The sequence below is a fragment of the Aquiflexum balticum DSM 16537 genome (assembly GCF_900176595.1).
GTDB lineage: Bacteria > Bacteroidota > Bacteroidia > Cytophagales > Cyclobacteriaceae > Aquiflexum > Aquiflexum balticum.
Genome location: NZ_LT838813.1, coordinates 4,930,847 through 4,948,592, shown reverse-complemented (window position 1 = coordinate 4,948,592; position 17,746 = coordinate 4,930,847). Strand labels below are relative to the sequence as shown.

General features: G+C 38.1%; 10 protein-coding genes. 2 read left to right on the top strand and 8 right to left on the bottom strand.

Annotated features, from left to right (window positions below):
- Positions 1–137 precede the first annotated feature (137 nt).
- The 8 genes from B9A52_RS20910 to B9A52_RS20875 form a co-directional block, all read right to left on the bottom strand.
- Positions 138–1,616 (bottom strand): lipopolysaccharide biosynthesis protein, encoded by a 1,479-nt coding sequence (locus B9A52_RS20910; RefSeq protein ID WP_084122455.1) that lies wholly within the window; start codon positions 1,614–1,616, stop codon positions 138–140.
- 77 nt (positions 1,617–1,693) lie between these two features.
- A complete protein-coding gene (locus B9A52_RS20905; RefSeq protein WP_084122453.1) occupies positions 1,694–2,536 on the bottom strand; it encodes an FkbM family methyltransferase in 843 nt (280 codons plus the stop codon).
- Positions 2,537–2,552: 16 nt separating this feature from the next.
- The gene (locus B9A52_RS20900) at positions 2,553–3,602 is read right to left on the bottom strand and encodes a glycosyltransferase family 4 protein (RefSeq protein ID WP_084122451.1); all 1,050 of its coding nucleotides are present in this window, start codon (positions 3,600–3,602) and stop codon (positions 2,553–2,555) included.
- Positions 3,602–6,034 (bottom strand): YfhO family protein, encoded by a 2,433-nt coding sequence (locus B9A52_RS20895; RefSeq protein ID WP_084122450.1) that lies wholly within the window; start codon positions 6,032–6,034, stop codon positions 3,602–3,604. Before B9A52_RS20895 ends, B9A52_RS20900 begins: the two co-directional genes overlap by 1 nt.
- A 178-nt stretch (positions 6,035–6,212) precedes the next feature.
- On the bottom strand, positions 6,213–7,223 hold the full coding sequence (locus B9A52_RS20890) for a LacI family DNA-binding transcriptional regulator (RefSeq protein WP_084122448.1): 1,011 nt from the start codon (positions 7,221–7,223) through the stop codon (positions 6,213–6,215).
- A gap of 53 nt (positions 7,224–7,276) precedes the next feature.
- Positions 7,277–8,779 carry an L-arabinose isomerase gene (araA, locus tag B9A52_RS20885; protein ID WP_084122446.1) on the bottom strand — a complete coding sequence of 501 codons (1,503 nt, stop codon included), beginning with the start codon at positions 8,777–8,779 and terminating at the stop codon, positions 7,277–7,279.
- A gap of 33 nt (positions 8,780–8,812) precedes the next feature.
- Positions 8,813–10,678: a sodium:solute symporter family transporter gene (locus tag B9A52_RS20880; RefSeq protein WP_084122444.1), complete on the bottom strand. Its 1,866-nt coding sequence runs from the start codon at positions 10,676–10,678 to the stop codon at positions 8,813–8,815.
- Between the two features lie 106 nt (positions 10,679–10,784).
- Positions 10,785–11,495, bottom strand: a complete 711-nt coding sequence (locus tag B9A52_RS20875; RefSeq protein ID WP_084122442.1) for an NUDIX hydrolase — start codon at positions 11,493–11,495, stop codon at positions 10,785–10,787.
- A 218-nt stretch (positions 11,496–11,713) separates the two neighbouring features.
- Here B9A52_RS20875 and B9A52_RS20870 point away from each other — a divergent pair, with 218 nt between their 5' ends.
- Both B9A52_RS20870 and B9A52_RS20865 read left to right on the top strand, forming a co-directional pair.
- Complete coding sequence (locus B9A52_RS20870) at positions 11,714–14,458, top strand: DUF5695 domain-containing protein (RefSeq protein ID WP_084122440.1); 2,745 nt, start codon at positions 11,714–11,716, stop codon at positions 14,456–14,458.
- Positions 14,459–14,691: 233 nt separating this feature from the next.
- Positions 14,692–17,739, top strand: coding sequence for a SusC/RagA family TonB-linked outer membrane protein (locus B9A52_RS20865; RefSeq protein WP_172805255.1), 3,048 nt, complete (start codon positions 14,692–14,694; stop codon positions 17,737–17,739).
- Positions 17,740–17,746: the final 7 nt, after the last annotated feature.

Below are 17,746 nucleotides of genomic sequence, written 5' to 3'. Positions count from 1 at the left end.
CCCTTTTCAAAAACAGGCCTCACCCCGTCCCGAAAGCTATCAGGACAGGGCCTCGTATCTCAGGATTCAGGATAACAGTGGACGTTTGCGGATTTAAGGCAGCTCAAATCTTGTCAATAAAGAGGTTTGGTAACACTCTAAGGCCTGGGCCCTTTTATTTTTTCCAATAAGATTTTTTGACTTTCTTTTGCAATTCCCATGAAATAAATTCCAGAAACATAAAGTACAGTGATCGAGATCGATCTTACGATGATATCTGTCAATCCAGCTTTGCTGCTCTGAAAAATGAAAAACTGCAAAGCAAAAGTCATCAAACCCAAAACAAATATTTTTGCTATATCCAAAGAGAAAGGATCAAAACCCAATCTGACTTTTATATAGGCATATTTGATGATGTTGTAAATCAAAAGGGAAAGAAACGAAGCAACTGCTGCGCCTTCAATTCCAAAGGAAGGGATGAGTACCAAATTCAATACAATGACTGCAACACACATAATGAGCGTGGCAGTAATATTGAAGATGTAGTATTTGGAAAACACGATGATCTCACCGTTGACCGAAAAAAGAATATCAGACATTTTTGCCAGACCAATCCAAAGGACCACCCATTTTCCGGTCTCATAAACGGTATTGTTTGGTACAAAAAAGTAAAGGTTATCAATATTTGACCAGATTCCCAGGAATAGGAGCAGACAGATTAAAAACTGATGCACCGCTACATCTTTATACAGTTTATTGATTTTAGAATATTCTCTGCTTGCAAAATGCTCTGCAATTACCGGCATAGCTACTTGTGAAATGGCCCTGCGGGGCAATTCAATTACTATAGCAATCGAAAATGCGATGGTATAGATGGCATTGGCATCCAAACCAATCATGGAACTGACCATAAGACTGTCAATTTTCATAATAAGCACCGAACCTGCCGTCCCTAAAAGGGTAATCAGGCTGTATTTCAGAAAATCTGTTCTGAACCCTTTTGGAAAATAGGAGAGGTTAAAATCTATTTTGAAAATATTTATTTTAACCATATAACCTATCATTCCCAATAGGGAAATCAGATACAGGATTGCCAATCCCCAGATCATCTGATCAAAACTCAGCCATTCGAAAAAATAAAGTCCAACCAATACGGCTACCGAAAGTCTGTTGACCACCTCCCTGAAAAAAGTAGGAACGGCAATCTTCATAAAAGACCTGCAAAATGCATCCAAAATAGTATTCATCACAGAAAACAAAGTGATAAAGAGAACAACCCCCAAAAAATCAATCACCTCGGGAGAATTGGTCGAAAAGGCTAAAACAATCTGATTTTTAAAGACTAAAAACAATAAGGAAACTACAGAGAACCCTGCAAAAGTCAACAAGAGACTCATGGTGAAAAAAGCATATTTCTTATCCTTTACCAAAGGAAAAAAGCGTGTGATTCCGTTTCCAATACCCAATTGGGCAATGGGTACTATCAATAAAGCCATGTCCTGAAGTGTTCTGAAAAGACCAATCTCCTCAGGTTGTAATACAAAAGGTAATAGCCAAAGTACATTGAAATAGCCAATCACAACTCCTATATAGGAAAAGAGCGTAGTCAATAAGCTTTGGCGGGCCAATGGTTTCATGGAAAGTAAAAATAGAAATATAGATGGATTTTATGTTGTTTGATTAAAGGTCATTTCTTTGAATGAAAGCATCAAGCCTATCTGACGGAAGCGAGGATATTGCAGAATTCTTTTGGTACTTTGTCCACGGGGATTCGTTTTCCCCTAAGACCGATTTTTTCGAATTTATACCCCAAAGGTCTGAGTATTTCAAAAATCTCTTCAGGTTCGTAACCCCCAGCCAGACAGGCCTCACTGTTGATTTCTATCAAAAGGGATGGTTTATACTTATTCAAAGTTTCTCTTGCTCCTTTCAAAACATGCAATTCCGCTCCTTCGACATCGATTTTGATGAAGTTCACTTTCTCACATTTTAATTTGTTTAATTGATTATCCAATGTGTCTAAATTGATTTCCTGAATCAGGACAGTATGCGATTGGGTAGGGAACATAGTGTTTACACCTTCATTGTCCCCGGCCTTACCAAATAGATTCAGCTTTCCGGGTTTATCGGATAATCCATTTTTATTTGGAATCAGTGTATTCCTATATTTTGGATTTAATGCGAAATTTTTTTTGAGCTGAACGTATAATTCATCCATTGGCTCAAATGCGAGAACTGTTCCCGAAGGCCCGGTATTTTTTGCTGCCCATAGACTATATTCTCCCTGATTTGCTCCCACGTCAATGACTGTATCGCCTTGTTTGATAATATCTTCCAGAACAAAAATCGGAGCCCAATCATGCGCACCTCTCCAATAGATAGCAGCTCCCATGCTTTTTGAAATATCCACTCTCATGCTGATTCCCCGGAATTTGAAGGTCCTCCATTCAGGTTTCAAATAATTTGATTCAAATAATTTTCTGATTATTTGGACCAAAAAATATCCTCCCGGAATGATATATAGATTTCTGGCAAATGAAGCAGCTAGTTTTTCCATTCTCAATTTTAGTTCATTATTCAAAGGTCAGCGAGGATAAAAGCATCTTCTTCCTGTTTTCCAAAGAATACTTTTCTATAATCCGTTCCCGTGCTTTTAGGTTGACTTGGTAAGTCTGTGGCAGTTCAATAATCTTCCTGATCAGTTTTTCCAATAAATTGATATCTCTATATTCCAATATATATCCGGTTTCCCCAATAATTTCGGGTATGATATTTACTTTGCTTCCAATTGGGGTGCATCCGCATAACATTGCTTCGCAAAGTGCACAACCAAAGCCTTCAAAAACCGATAATTGAAAATAAAAATTTACTTTTTGGTATTCAGCCTTTAGTTTTTCTGCGTTTAGGTTTCCGAGAAAATGAACATTCTCTGTTGTCAAATTGAAAAATTCAGGTTTATTCATACCTGCTATTTTGAATATGCATTCAGGAAATCTCTTTGCTAATTCCATAATCAAATCACCACCTTTGAGTATATACTGTTCTGAGGAGAGTACAGCCAGAAAGGTTATTGGGCTTTTGGAAAGGTTTTGATTTGGTTTCCAGAATTCCGGATCAAAACCGTTAGGGATAACATAATAAGGAGTTTTTAAAAAAGGGAAATGATGTTTAAATCCATTTTTGATGGTTAATCCTTTCTGAAAAAAATCATTACCAGAGCTGACCAATGAATGGCTTACCGGAAGCAATCTTGTGGCCCAATCATAGGATTTTTTGCAGAACCATTTCAAAAGAGGGATTCTCAAACTGCCATAATTCAATTCAGGGATAGCAGCACAGTCTGTTCCATGTAAAATAATATAAACCGGTTTTTGAAACATTTTTCCCAACAAACTTGGAAAAAAGGACCAATAACCTCCAAAATGGACCAAAATCAGATCCATGTTATTGATATTGATCAGCACGTTAAAAAATTGCTGAACCATGTAGATTGGTGCCAGTTCTTTCCTTTTCCAATTGTAAGAATCAATGGTCAGATCAAAATTTTTGGAAAGGAAAATAATATCCTGTTGGACAAAGGATTGAAATGAAGGTGTTACCAATAAAACTTTTGGTTTTCTCATTAGGTGCCAGCCTTATTTAAACTATAAAAAGAAAACCCTATGCTGCCTAGGAGAAGTAAAACGACCAGGTATTGAAGTAGTATTGTAAGGGTTTTGGTAGAGTAATAGCTTTCAGGTTCAAAACTCATTTTTACGATTGACTGACCGTCCGGAACTACAATGCCCCGCAACAGGTAATTGGTTCTGATAAGCTCGGATTCTTCTCCGTTGACAAACACCTTCCATCCTTTTGGATAATATATTTCTGAAAACACAACTAATCCACCCTTTTCAGCATTTACGGAATAACTGAGTTCATTTGGTTTCCTTTCAGTTAATTCCACCTGCCCCAAACCCGATTGTACTATGCCGAATTCTTCTTCGTTTATCGTTGCATCCATTTTGGTGTCGATTTCGCTTATCAGCCGGATTTCCTCGTCATCAGTACTAACCCGTTTTATATTGGATGGAAACCATGCGATGCCATTGGCTTTTGGGTTTTCAAAAACCGCATTTTCTGCTTTCCCGGCAATAATATATTTGGTATTGAGCATATTCAATGAGTTTAATCCATCCCAGTCAAAATTACCTTCCTGAGCTTTTTGAATAAAAGTCTGTATTTCGGGACTGATCACATTCTCTATCATTTCCTGATAGCGTTTCATCTTTGCTCCGTGATATCCGCCTACACTGTTGAAATAATAACTGGTTCTTGCATCATTAAAAGGATTTTCCAGGTTCAAAACCCTGAAATAAGCTTTATCGCCAAGTATTTTTTCATCTGCAGGACTTTTTGCAAAAAACTGATCCTTCGGACTGAACTGAAAGGCTTCTTCGTTTAAATATCTTTTGTTGATAATCCAAAGGTCAATAATCAATAGTAAAGCTATAGACAGTCCGGCAATTTGAAGAGATATTTTATTTTTGAAAGCTGCCCAAATCAATCCTGCTGATAACAGAATAAAGGCAATGCTTTTCAACGCACTGATTCGCATGATTGATTTTCGGTCTTCCTGAAGTGCCTCAGCAAGCCAATCAGGAAAATTGACATCTACTTGTCCACTAAAGCTAAACATACCTGCAAAAACTAAAAAAAGCAGAGCCAAACCAGCAGTACTTCCGATGGCAATCAACAGGTTTTTGACAAATAGTTTCTGGTCATTGTTTTTGAAAAGGTGTTCAAGACCTAAGCTGCCTAAAACAGGAATAGCGAATAATGCCATGGATAGCCCCATGGTCACAGCTCTGAATTTATTGTATCCGGGTAAATAGTCAAAAACCGCATAATTGAACCATTCCAGGTTTTTACCCCAAGCCAGCATTACCGATAGAATGATTATGGAAAGGAAAATGTATTTTTCTTTTTTGGGAGCATATAAAAGTCCCAAAACAAATAGAAAAACCATAATTGCTCCTCCATAAATTGGACCGCCTGTTCCAGGTTGGTCGCCCCAATAAGTTCTGCCGTTTTTAACAAAGTCAGTGATTTGTTCAGCCTGTGCGCCATAAGAGCGTAGGGCCTCTTCTGATTTAGAATCTTTGGGAAGTGGTTCCACACTGGCGCCGCCATAGAGATAAGGCACTAAAAGTGTCAGGGTTTCCACTTTGCCCTGAGACCAATTGAAAGCGTAATCCTTGTCCAATCCTTGTTGTGGGGAATCTGCTGAAGAAACGTTGGAAGAACCCCGGGTTGAAAAGGGACTGTATTCCAAAACTGAAGCAAAGCGGCTGAGGTTTGAACCGATAGCCAAACAGGCCCCCAAAACCAAAATGAGCAATGCTTTGCCAAATTCAGGGATTTTTTTGGCTCTGAATGCTTCAACCAATTGAGCAATGCCATAGATACCTACAATGAGGACAGTGTAATAGGTGATCTGTAAATGATTGAATTTCAACTGAAGCATCAATCCAAAAGCAAATAACGCCAGACCTAGCAATCGCTTACCTGAAAATGTCAAGTGAATCCCCGCCAAAATCAGGGGTATAAGACAAATTGCCCAGATTTTGGCATTATGTCCTGCGTCCAAACTAATGATATGGAAGGTGTTAAAGGCAAATGCTATGGCTCCGGGTATAGAAAACTCAGGTCGGACTTTGAAACTCAGCAGTAAAATATACATGGATACCATACCAAAAAACAGGGAATTAACAGGGTGGGGCAGGCCCAAAGTAAATACCTTTGTCAAAAAATTAGTGATATCGCCGGGAATCTCAAAACTCACCAAATAAGCGGGCATTCCACTGAACAACCGACTTGCCCACAGCGCTTCCTCTCCGGTTTCAGCCCTATAATCCATGATTTCTTTAGCCGCACCTTCCCACTGAAGAATATCATACTGGAAAATGATTTTTCCGTCAAATACAGCAGGAGAGAAGTAAAACAATACGACCAGGTAAAAAATAGCTACACCTATCAAGTGAGGAAGAATATCTTTTTTCAAGTTGGTTTGCATTCTAAATGGATTGTCAGTTTGTAGATAGGCTGCAAATTATAAATTATTAGGAGAAAAATCTTTATCCAAAGTCAAGCTCTTCAATTTTTAACTTTGATTAAGGTTTCAAAAAGTACTATTCTTAAACGGAGTGTTGGCAGAATTGAATAGTTTGAAATATATAGCTATTTTCTTAATCTTATGTGGAGTCTCTTTCAATAATTTTGGTATTTAAAGTAAAGATTTTCTGAGACATTAAATTGGGATTTCTTATTTCTTCCAACAGTCGTAGTGCTGCCAATTTGCCCATATCAAATGAGGGTTGTTCTACAGTGGTTAGGTTGGGTTCGATAACCTCAGATACAGGTGAATTGGAAAAACCCATAACTGCCATTTCCTTAGGTATTTTGATGCCTTTTTTTTTCAGATGACGAATACAGTTAATCGCTACAATATCATTTATGGCCAATATGGCATCAGGCCTGTCATTTAATCTTAGATAATTATCAATACACACTTCTGTAGATGCTCTTGAAAGGTCTGATTCCAAAACCCAATCTGTATTGAAATCCATTTGATGATTTCTAAGCGCATTTTGATATCCCATTAACCTGTTTTTGCAGATGCTGAGAATTTTGGGACCACACAAAAAAGCAATTTTTTTATATCCTTTATGGATCAAATATTCTGTTGCCTCAAAGGAACTTTCCTCATCGTTGATAACAACCTGGGAATATGGACCATTTTCATGAACCCTATCAAAATAGACAAAAGGTATCTGATGATCTTTCAACTGTTCTAAATGGTCAAAAGAATTAGTCTCTCTTGATAAAGAAATTAAAATTCCATCAACTCTTGAGTCTTGCAGGGTTTTGATATTGAATTTTTCCTGCTCCAATGACTCATTGGATTGGCAAATGATCAGGTTATAGCCATTTTCCAAGCATGTGTTTTGCATTCCACTGATACATGAAGAAAAAAAATGCATTTCAAGGTCTGGTACTACAACCCCAATGGTATTTGATGATTTGGTTTTAAGGAATTTAGCAAATAGATTGGGATGATAATCCATTTCCTTAGCAGCCAGCAAAACCTTTTTCTTGGTTTCTTCATTAATGATAGGTAAGTCACTTAGTGCTCTTGATACCGTGGAAACAGAAAGGTTCAGTTTTTTTGCAATATCTTTTAAAGTGACATGCTCTCGTATCATTAGTTTCCCAATTGTTGTTTTTCTAATTAAAATTAAGCTCCATTCACTATCAATTATTTTTCAAAGACCTTGTAATAGATTTCACTCCATTTCAATTCATTCTGAAACTGTCCCAATTCGGTATTTTTATCTATGATTATTTTTTCAATTCCTGCAATGGAAGCAAAATCAGTTAAATGCTCGGTTGTCAAATTCTGGCTGAAACAGGTATGGTGAGCTCCGCCTGCATAAATCCAGGCAGCGCAAGCAGTATTCATATCAGGCGAGGGTTTCCACATTACCCTGGCAACAGGTAGTTTTGGGAGATTAAATTGAGGCACTATGGCTTCCACTGTATTCACCACCAACCTGAATCTATTGCCCATGTCAACTAAAGAAGCGTTGAGTGAGGGTCCGGCTTTGCCATTGAAAACCAATCTGACCGGGTCTTCTTTACCTCCAATGCCTAAAGGATGTACCTCACATGTTGGCTTTTCATTAGCCAAGACAGGATCTACCTCCAGCATATGTGCTCCTAAAACCATATTATTATTTGGCTCAAAATGATAGGTATAATCTTCCATAAATGCGCTACCGCCCTCAAGTCCGGTCCCCATCACTTTCATTGCCCTAACCAATGCTGCAGTTTTCCAATCACCTTCACCGGCATAGCCATAGCCATCAGCCATTAGTCTTTGGGTACCTATTCCCGGTAATTGTTTCATACCATGTAGGTCCTCAAAAGTATTTGTGAATCCTTTGAATCCTCCTTCCTGCAGAAATTTACGCATTCCCAACTCAATTTTGGCGGCATCTAAGAGGGAGTTTCTTCTATCCCCATCTTTTAGGAGATTTGTTGAAAGCGTATAGGTATTTTCATATTCTGAAACTAAATGATCTATTTCTTTTTCCGAAATGGAATTGATCACTTTTACCAAGTCTCCTACAGGATGTGTGTTTACAGCAAAACCAAATTTCATTTCTGCCTCTACTTTATCGCCTTCTGTAACAGCCACATTCCGCATGTTATCGCCAAACCTGGCAAATTTTGCACCTTGCCAATCCTTCCATGCAGAAGCTGCCCGAGACCAGGTATCAATTTGAGATTTCACTTTTTCATCTTCCCAATATCCAACTACCACTTTACGGTTGATTTTCATCCTTGAAACCATAAAGCCGAATTCCCTATCTCCATGCGCACTTTGGTTGAGATTCATAAAATCCATATCTATCGAATCCCAAGGAATATTCCTGTTGAACTGGGTATGCAAATGGAGTAGGGGCTTGGTCAAAATTTTCAAACCTGAAATCCACATCTTGGCAGGTGAAAAAGTGTGCATCCATGTAATCACACCAACACAGGCTTCAGATTGATTTGCTTCAAGGCAAACAGCATAAATTTCTTCCGTAGTTTTGACAATGGGCTTGAAAATTATACTGACGCTGATTTGGTTTGAATTATTTAATTCATTTGAAATAATGAGTGAATGTTCAGCTACTTTTCTAAGTGTCTCCTCTCCATAGAGATGTTGGCTCCCTGTGACAAACCATACTTCATTTTGTTTCAAGCTATTCATTTTAGGTTATTTTCGGTGAAAACATTTTTTAAATTACATCCAGAAAAAATAATAGAGCATTCCTACAATCAAAACAATCCCGGCAGCTCCCAAATTGAAAGGCGTGGCCGTATTGAAGAGTTCAGGATTGATCTCAAAGGCTTTTTCATCAGATGATTTCATTCTTGTGTTGGTAAAGAGTATAATTCCAAGCATGATAAATAGTGTGGCGAGCATGAAAATGGATTCTATTCCTAAGTACTGATAAGGCTCGAACAAAATAAAGCCCAAAGCTGCAAGGATCAGCCCAAAAATCATAAAAACATAGCCAACAATCAATATACCCTGATTTTTCCCAAAATTTGGATTGATTCCTGTTTTTTTCTCTGAAAAACTTATCAAAGAAGCCAAGAAACAAAGTACGATAAAAACGTAACCCATTCTAAGTATGAAAGGCATTTCGGGATAAAGAACTTTAAACACAATACCCGCAGGTATTGTAGCGATTGCTGTCCATAGGGCCGCATTAGCTGTAATCTGTCTCCAGAATAATCCCATACAAAAAACAGCAACTACCCCGGGATAAATATACCCTGTATATTCCTGTATATATTGAAAAACCTGATCCAAAGTGCTCAATTTAGGTGCAATGAACATGGCTATTAATAAAGCTACAATTGCTACTATTCTTCCGGTGTTTACCAGTTGTTTGTTGTTGGCATTAGGGTTGAAGTAGGTTCTGTAGATGTCCATCGTAAAAATCGTAGAAGTGCTGTTTATCATGGAAGCTAAAGAAGAAACAATTGCAGCAGCAAGTGCGGCGAATGCCAAGCCCCTGAATCCAGCAGGAACAAAGTTTTTGAGTAACCAAGGATAGGCTTCATCAGATTTATCAATCGTTCCTATTTGCTCCACGGGCACATTGAGCATTAGGGAAAGTTTTTCCGGGCTGAAATCATTGATCAAAACATAGGCAGCAATTCCTGGTATTACAACCAACAGGGGAATAAGTATTTTGAGATATCCAGCGAAAATTAGTCCTTTCTTTGCTTCGTTGATACTTTTGGCGGCAAGACCTTTTTGGATAATATATTGATTGAATCCCCAATAACCGATATTGGTAAGCCACATGGCACCCAAAATAACCGCTATTCCGGGCAGATCCTGATAGGCGTCTTTAAAGCCACCCTCACCGTTTGGAATCATTAATTGTCCCTGAGGTATGATCATGGAAAAATGATCTCTCCCGCTTTTGAATATGGTAGCAAAGCCGGCAAATATTCCATTTCCATCGCCAACGGCCTCCAGAGCAAGAAATGTGGTCAACAACCCACCTGCTATCAAAACGAATACCTGTACTACGTCTGTCCAGGCCACAGCTTCTAATCCTCCATAGATTGAATAGATGCCAGAGAAAACCAACAGCCCAACGATTCCATAAGCCAAAGGCACCCCCATAATTTTTTCCATAGCCAAGGCACCTAAATAGCTTACGGAAGTCAAGTTAACAAATACATAAACCAGCAACCAAAAAACCGCAAATGCGGTGCTGACTCCCCTGTTAAATCTTTGACTGAGGAATTGGGGCATGGTATAAATTCCTTTGTCCAGAAAAACAGGGAGAAAATATTTAGCTACGATTATCAATGCTATAGCTGCGATCCATTCATAAGCAGCGATTCCCAAGCCTATCGCAAAACCGGATCCAGAAGTGCCTATAAAATGTTCCGCGGAAATATTTGCGGCAATTAGGGAAGCTCCTACAGCCCACCATGTTAGTGATTTATCAGCCAAGAAATACTCCTGTGCCGTTTTTTGAACTCCTTTTTTAGTCCTTGACACATAGAGTCCAATGGTAACAATGGTGAGACCATAAAGTATAAAAACAATATAGTCTAATGTTGAAAAACCTGAATTCATTTTCCGGATTTTTTGGTTTATAGGTTGAAATCAAAATTTGGTAATTCACGTATAAGTGTCATAAATACACCATTTAATTTTAAAAAAAAAATATATGAGAAATTAATTACTCACTGAGCATATGGATTTCATTTTTAGGGATAAAATTCAATATACTTTGGAAATTTTCTTTGTAATATTCTTCATCAAGGCTATAGAAAAAAGCTCCTTTTTTACTACTTGATTTGTCTTTGTCTTTTTCTTTTTTCAGCAAACTGGTAGATAATATTTTTCTGCTGAAGTTTCGTTTGTCTATTTTAGTGTCATATAGGCCTTCATACATTGCCTGAAGTTGCGGAAGAGTGAATTTCTCAGGAAGGAGTTCAAAAAGGATGGGATGAAAAGCTGCTTTGTAGCGCAATCTTTCCAAAGCTGTTTTGACCATGTCTTCATGGTCAAAAATGAGTTTGGGCAAATCCTTTATCAAAAACCATCTGGCGTGAAAATCATCGTTGATTTGTTGCTGATATTTTTGAATATCAATCAAAGCAACATAAGCCACGGCAACAACCCTCTCTATAGGATCTCTATCAGGTTTCCCAAAAACATGTAACTGTTCCAAATAAACATCCTCTAAACCAGTCAGTTGTTTCAGAATGCGATCTGCAGCTTCATCTACAGATTCATTAATCTGCACAAATCCACCCATAAGGCTCCACTTTTCTTTTTCAGGGGCAAAACCTCTTTGAATCAATAATATTTTGTAATCTGAACCATCAAAGCCAAAAATAATGCTGTCTACGGCGACCAAAACCCTAGACTGATTGGAGTATTTCATGTTTCTGAATTTTAGAATTGCAAATTTAGAATTTTTAAAATAATCTGTTGTAATTATAAATAAAACACCTAATTATAGTAAAAAGAATAAGGAATTCATATATCATGGTCAATATAGTATCAGTATCGGTTAATTGAAGGCAGATTTATTTTAAGTGTTTATTGTACGTTTGTAAATATCTGTCAACAGTATTCTTTACAAGTTAAAATAAAATTTAAATGAAATTCAGATCAGACTTCTTTCTAAAGTCCGCACATAGGTCAGCTTTTCTTTCACTTTCTTTGTTATTGATTGTTGTTTTTCAATCAAGAAGCCAAAATATATGGTCAAGGATTGAAAACAGAAACCAGACTTTGAATGTGGCAAATCAAACTGAGTTCAATGTAGGGGGCTTGAGATTGAAAATCCTGGATGAATCTCAGACTGTAGCGGAATTGAGACCAAATGCCGATTTAGCTTTTGATTTTGTCCCCTCCGAATTGCTGGAAATCAGAAGTAGAGATAGTCTATATCATTTGGGTGATGTAAATATCATGCTTAGAAACAAAAATGAAAAGGATTGGATAAAATTTTCTACCGCCAAAGAACGCAGATCAGTCAATCCTTTGGTGCAATCAAGAGAATATCTTTCAGGTTCCATATTAAATCCTACTCTAGGAGATGATCTGCCTGTTGAAATCAGGAGGTTTTGGGAGGACAAGGATGGACTGCTTTCTATGAGATTTGAAATTGTCAATAAAAGCCAATCTGATGTGGAAATTGGTTATTTGGGTTTTCCCATGGTGTTTGATAATATTCTTCACCGCAAAAATCTAGAAGAAGCTCACCTTCAAAAAGTTTTTTATGATCCATACATTGGCCAAGATGCAGGATATCTTCAGGTCGTAAGATTGAGCGGAAAAGGACCTGTTTTATTGGTATTGCCTGATGAAAATGCCGGATTTGAAGCTTATAATCCCCTTTTGGATGATCTTACTCCAAGAAGTATCACGTTTGAAGGTTTTCATGATTGGGTAGTGCATAGCAAGGCACTTGCTGAAACAGAATGGGAAAATGTAACACCATGGAATAGCCCGACATCTATTCATCTTGAACCTGGGGCAAAAAGGTCGGTATCTTTTAAATTTGTACTGGCAGAAGATGTGAAGGGAATTGAAAAAACTTTGATCTCGCATCATAGGCCCGTTGCTGTTGGTATACCAGGGTATGTAATTCCAATGGATGTTGAAGGAAAGTTATTTTTAAATTCTCCAAGTGCTATCAAAGAAATGTTTGTTGAGCCTGAGAATGGTATTGAAATTAATAAGGTAGGGAAAAGTAAATCAGGGAAATGGACAGAATTTCAGGTAAATGGGAAATCTTGGGGTAGAAGTAGGCTAACCATAGAATACGAAAATGGCGAAAAACAAACCATTCATTATAATGTCATCAAAGCTGAAACAGATGTAATTGCTGATTTTGGTAGGTTTTTGACCCATGAACAATGGTATGAAAATGATCAAGATTTATTTGGAAGGCATCAATCAGTAATTTCATATGATATTGAGGAAAATGCCCAAGTTCTGGAAGACAACAGGGCATGGATTCCTGGCCTAAGTGATGAAGCAGGAGCAGGTTCTTGGCTTGCGGCAATGATGAAACAGGTGGTAAATCCTGAAAAAGGCGAAATGGAAAAACTTTCCGTTTTTTATCATGAGACACTTTGGGGAGGAATACAATATAGCGAAGGGCCCAAAAAATATGGTGTAAGAAAAAGCATGTTCTATTATGAACCTGAAAAATTTCCTGAGGGTACTTATAGTAAAGATGTCAATTACAGTACTTGGGCTGCATGGGACCAAGAACAAGCCGAATCAACAGTTAGATCTTACAATTACCCACACGTGGCAGCAGCCCATTGGGTAATGTACAGGTTGTCCAGGTATCACAAAAACCTTGTTGATCAAAAACCTTGGGATTGGTATTTAGAAAATGCATATCACACAGCTGTAGCAATGGTGGAACAGGCTCCCCATTATGCCCAATATGGTCAAATGGAAGGCACCATTTTTTTAATGATTTTAAAAGATCTTCAAAGGGAGGGTATGAATAAAATGGCAGGCGACTTAGAAGAATTGATGAAAAAGAGAACTGATGTTTGGGCTGCATTATCCTATCCCTTCGGCAGTGAGATGCCCTGGGATTCTACAGGTCAGGAAGAAGTGTATATGTGGTCAGATTATTTTGGGTTCCATGAAAAATCCGAAGTTACCTTGAATGCGATCTTGGCATATATGCCAACTGTTCCACATTGGGGTTACAATGGCAGTGCAAGAAGATACTGGGATTTTGTATATGGAGGGAAGTTAAGAAGAATCGAAAGGCAATTGCATCATTATGGATCGGCTTTGAATTCCATTCCTGTTTTGAGTGCTTATCACAAAAATCCAGAAGATCTTTATTTATTGAGAGTGGGTTATGGAGGTGTTTTGGGAGGTATTTCAAATATCACCCAAAAAGGTTTTGGACCAGCTGCATTCCATTCATTTCCCAATACCTTAAAAATTGATGGCTATTCAGGAGATTATGGTTCAGGTTTTTTTGGTTACGCGGTAAACTCAAGAAGTTATCTTGTTTTGGATGATGAATTAGGATGGGTAGGATTTGGAGGAAATGTGAAAGTGGAAAAGGACTGGGTCAAATTTGAAATCAAGAATGCTTCTAGGTCAGCTGTTTGGATAGGCCCTGAAAAAATGCTGTTAGAACTGGACGCCGGGACTTTTGAGCGTGTGCATTACAATACCAAAACCAAAGAAATTGAATTGATTTTTTCACCAAAGTCTTCTTTTGTTGATAAGGTATACCTAAGACAAAATGACAAGATCGGAAATATTTATAAACCTGATACCCAATTTCCGATTCAAAACGGTGCTTATGTTGTTGAATTAAAAAACGAAAATTTAACAATAAGGCTTAAAAAGTGATTCTTTAATCCTTGGAAAAAAACAAAAAGCTACATTGAAGTAGCTTTTTGTTTTTTTAAATTATTTGAATAATCATTTTAGTCAATATAGTATTAGTATTAATCATTTTTGTATAATTTCCTCATAAGTGTTTTTTGTACATTTATAAAGTTCATTTTCTAATTAATCACTTCTGTGATTTAGAATTATGAAGGTATCTCAAATAACTACAACATCATTTAACCGAAATGCTTATGAAACATTTTACCAAATTAATTAGCATGCTGGCAACAGTGGGGCTAATAGGGGCTGGGCCTACCATTTCAGTATGGGCGGCAAATTCAGGTCCAAATGAATCTGGTTCAAATTCCCTGATTAGCGAATCTTTTGCAAGGGATTTTGATAGAACAATAGGAGGAGTGGTTACTTCAGCTGATGATGGTTTCCCCATGCCAGGTGTCAGTATTCTTCTTAAAGGAACCACAAGAGGAACAGCAACGGATATTGATGGTGCATTTTCCATAACAGTGCCTGATGAGGGAGCCGTTTTGGTTTTCAGTTTTATCGGTTTCAAAACGCAAGAAGTTGCTGTGACCAATGCTTCGGTTATCAACTTGTCAATGGAACTTGATCTCACCGCCATGCAAGAGGTAGTAGTAGTGGGTTATGGTACCATGAGGAAAGGGGACATCACTTCAGCGGTTGCTCAGGTCAAACCTGAAGAATTTATCACAGGAGCTGTCAGAAATGCAGGAGAATTGCTCCGGGGTAAAGTAGCGGGATTAGCTATCAGTACTCCGACCGGGGATCCTGCTGCGGGGCCTGAAATTTCATTGAGAGGTATAACATCGGTATTTGGGTCCTCAGAGCCATTAGTTTTAATTGATGGATATCCAGGAAGTTTGAATGTTATTTCTCCGATGGATATTGAATCTGTCGAAGTCCTTAAAGATGCTTCTGCTGCTGCAATTTATGGAGCAAGAGGCAAGAACGGTGTTATTTTAATCACCACAAAACAGGGTAAATCAGGTAAGCCAACAGTTGAATATTCAAATTTTATGTCCACAAGTAATTTCGTGCGAACGGCTGATTTTATGTCCGCTTCAGACATGAGAGGATTTATCGATCAAGGATTAATTGACTCCTCCAATGATTTAGGGGGGGATACTGATTGGTTGGGAGAAATCACAAGGGATATCCCGTTCAACCACTTTCATAATGTTTCCTTAAGGGGTGGAACTGAACAGACCAAGTATGTAGCCAATATGAGTTATCAGAATGAGTTGGGCGCATTTTATGGTTCTGGAAATGAGGAGTTTAAGTTTAGAATGGATCTTACGCAATTTTTCGTCAATAACAAGGTCAAGGTAAACATGAATGTTTTACGAGGGATTCAGAATATTGACGCGAGATTTAATGGCTGGACCTACCGTCAGGCACTGATCAGAAATCCAACTGATAGGGTATTTAATGATGATGGCAGATACCAAGAAAGGCCAGAGCAGTTTCAGTATGAAAACCCTTTGGCCTTGATCAATGAGCAAGACTACAAAAATGTAAATGATTGGACTTGGTTGACAGGTTCGGCTTCTTATTTTCCTGTTCCAGAGCTTGAACTAAAAGTAGTTGGCTCCCAACACCGCACCAAAAATGATTTTGGGAGTTATCAGGGACGAAACCATATCTCCACCATCAGAGATAACAGAAATGGGGTTGCCAATGTGAGCAATTCTCAAACAGTCGAAAATTTCCTTGATTTAACAGCTGATTATCAAAAAATCATAGGTGACCATAGGGTTCATGGTATGATTGGTTACAGCTATATTGACTGGACCAATACTGGTATGGCAATCAGTAACTTTAATTTTCCATCAGATGTTTTCTCCTTCAGAAATATTCAACAGGGCACAGCTTTGAGAGAAGGATTACCTGGAACGTTTGCCAATTCTTCATTTTCAGATTGGAAGCTGATTGGATTTTTTGCCCGTGCAGGATATGGATTTAAGGATAAATATAATTTTCTGGGAAGCTTAAGATACGAAGGGTCTTCAAGATTTGGTACAAATCAAAAATGGGGGTTATTTCCTGCCATTTCAGCAGGCTGGACAATTAGTAATGAAGGCTTTCTAAAAAGCTCCTCGACAGTTGATTTCCTTAAGTTCAGGGTTGGTTATGGCGAGACAGGGTCAGTTTCTACCAACCCGTACGAATCGTTGACCAGATATGCTTATAGCCCAACCCAGTTTTATTTTGACGGACAGAATTGGGTGAGTGTTCTGAATCCGGTGGCAAACCCAAATCCTAATTTGGGGTGGGAAACCAACATCGAATATAACATCGGTTTTGATTTCAATCTTTGGAAAAATAAGCTTAGCGGCTCCATAGATTATTATGACAGAACCTTACAAAATTTGGTCTACAGTTACCCGGTACCTGTTCCACCTAATTTGGTTGGTACTACATTGGCAAATGCAGCCGCAATGCGGAATTCCGGAATGGAAGTCACATTTAATTCTGATCTTATCAGAAAAGATAAAATTGAATGGAAAGCAAATGTCAATTTCAGTATGAATACAAATGAATTGACTAGCTTATCCAGTGAGGAATTTCAATTAAGAAATAATTTCTTCTTCACAGGAGGCACAGGTGACCCTATTCAATTGAGTACGCATAAGGTAGAAGAGGGGCAACCAATCGGTTCGTTCTTCGGATTCAAAAGTGTGGGAGTCGTTAATGATTCCTCTGATCCAACCAGAAATGGAACTTGGTTGATTGAGGGTCAAGATGGAGAAGTCAAATCCATATTGGATGCCAATCCGGATGACAGACAGATTTTAGGAAACGGCATGCCCAGATACTTTCTTAATTTCAATAACTATATCAGGATTGATAAATTCGACATCAATGTCACTATGAGGGGAGCATTTGATTACCAGATTCTCAACTTCCAAAGGATGTTTTATGAAAACCCCGGAATCGTATATAACAGATTGAATTCTTCTTTTGATCCCATTGACGGGCAGATATTGAGGAGTCCTCAGTCTTATGTGAGTCATTACATTGAAAACGGTGATTTCTGGAAAATTGATAACGTTTCAGTTGGATATAATTTCCCTACAGAAACATCAAAGTTCTTCACAAGTGCAAGGGTATATGTTGCAGGTTCCAATTTATTTACCTTCACCAATTACCAAGGACTTGATCCTGAAGTACCAAGGTCTGGGCTTGCTCCCGGTAATGATGGGCGTGACAAATTCCCAACACTTAGGATTTTCACAATTGGAACAGATCTAAGATTTTAAATTAATA

Bases quoted from the DNA above. Each gene is read 5' to 3' on its own strand.
- B9A52_RS20870 (WP_084122440.1), top strand. From the start codon at position 11,714: ATGAAATTCAGATCAGACTTCTTTCTAAAGTCCGCACATAGGTCAGCT.
- B9A52_RS20900 (WP_084122451.1), bottom strand. From the start codon at position 3,602: ATGAGAAAACCAAAAGTTTTATTGGTAACACCTTCATTTCAATCCTTT.
- B9A52_RS20875 (WP_084122442.1), bottom strand. From the start codon at position 11,495: ATGAAATACTCCAATCAGTCTAGGGTTTTGGTCGCCGTAGACAGCATT.
- araA (WP_084122446.1), bottom strand. From the start codon at position 8,779: ATGAATAGCTTGAAACAAAATGAAGTATGGTTTGTCACAGGGAGCCAA.
- B9A52_RS20865 (WP_172805255.1), top strand. From the start codon at position 14,692: ATGAAACATTTTACCAAATTAATTAGCATGCTGGCAACAGTGGGGCTA.
- B9A52_RS20895 (WP_084122450.1), bottom strand. From the start codon at position 6,034: ATGCAAACCAACTTGAAAAAAGATATTCTTCCTCACTTGATAGGTGTA.
- B9A52_RS20910 (WP_084122455.1), bottom strand. From the start codon at position 1,616: ATGAAACCATTGGCCCGCCAAAGCTTATTGACTACGCTCTTTTCCTAT.
- B9A52_RS20880 (WP_084122444.1), bottom strand. From the start codon at position 10,678: ATGAATTCAGGTTTTTCAACATTAGACTATATTGTTTTTATACTTTAT.
- B9A52_RS20890 (WP_084122448.1), bottom strand. From the start codon at position 7,223: ATGATACGAGAGCATGTCACTTTAAAAGATATTGCAAAAAAACTGAAC.
- B9A52_RS20905 (WP_084122453.1), bottom strand. From the start codon at position 2,536: ATGGAAAAACTAGCTGCTTCATTTGCCAGAAATCTATATATCATTCCG.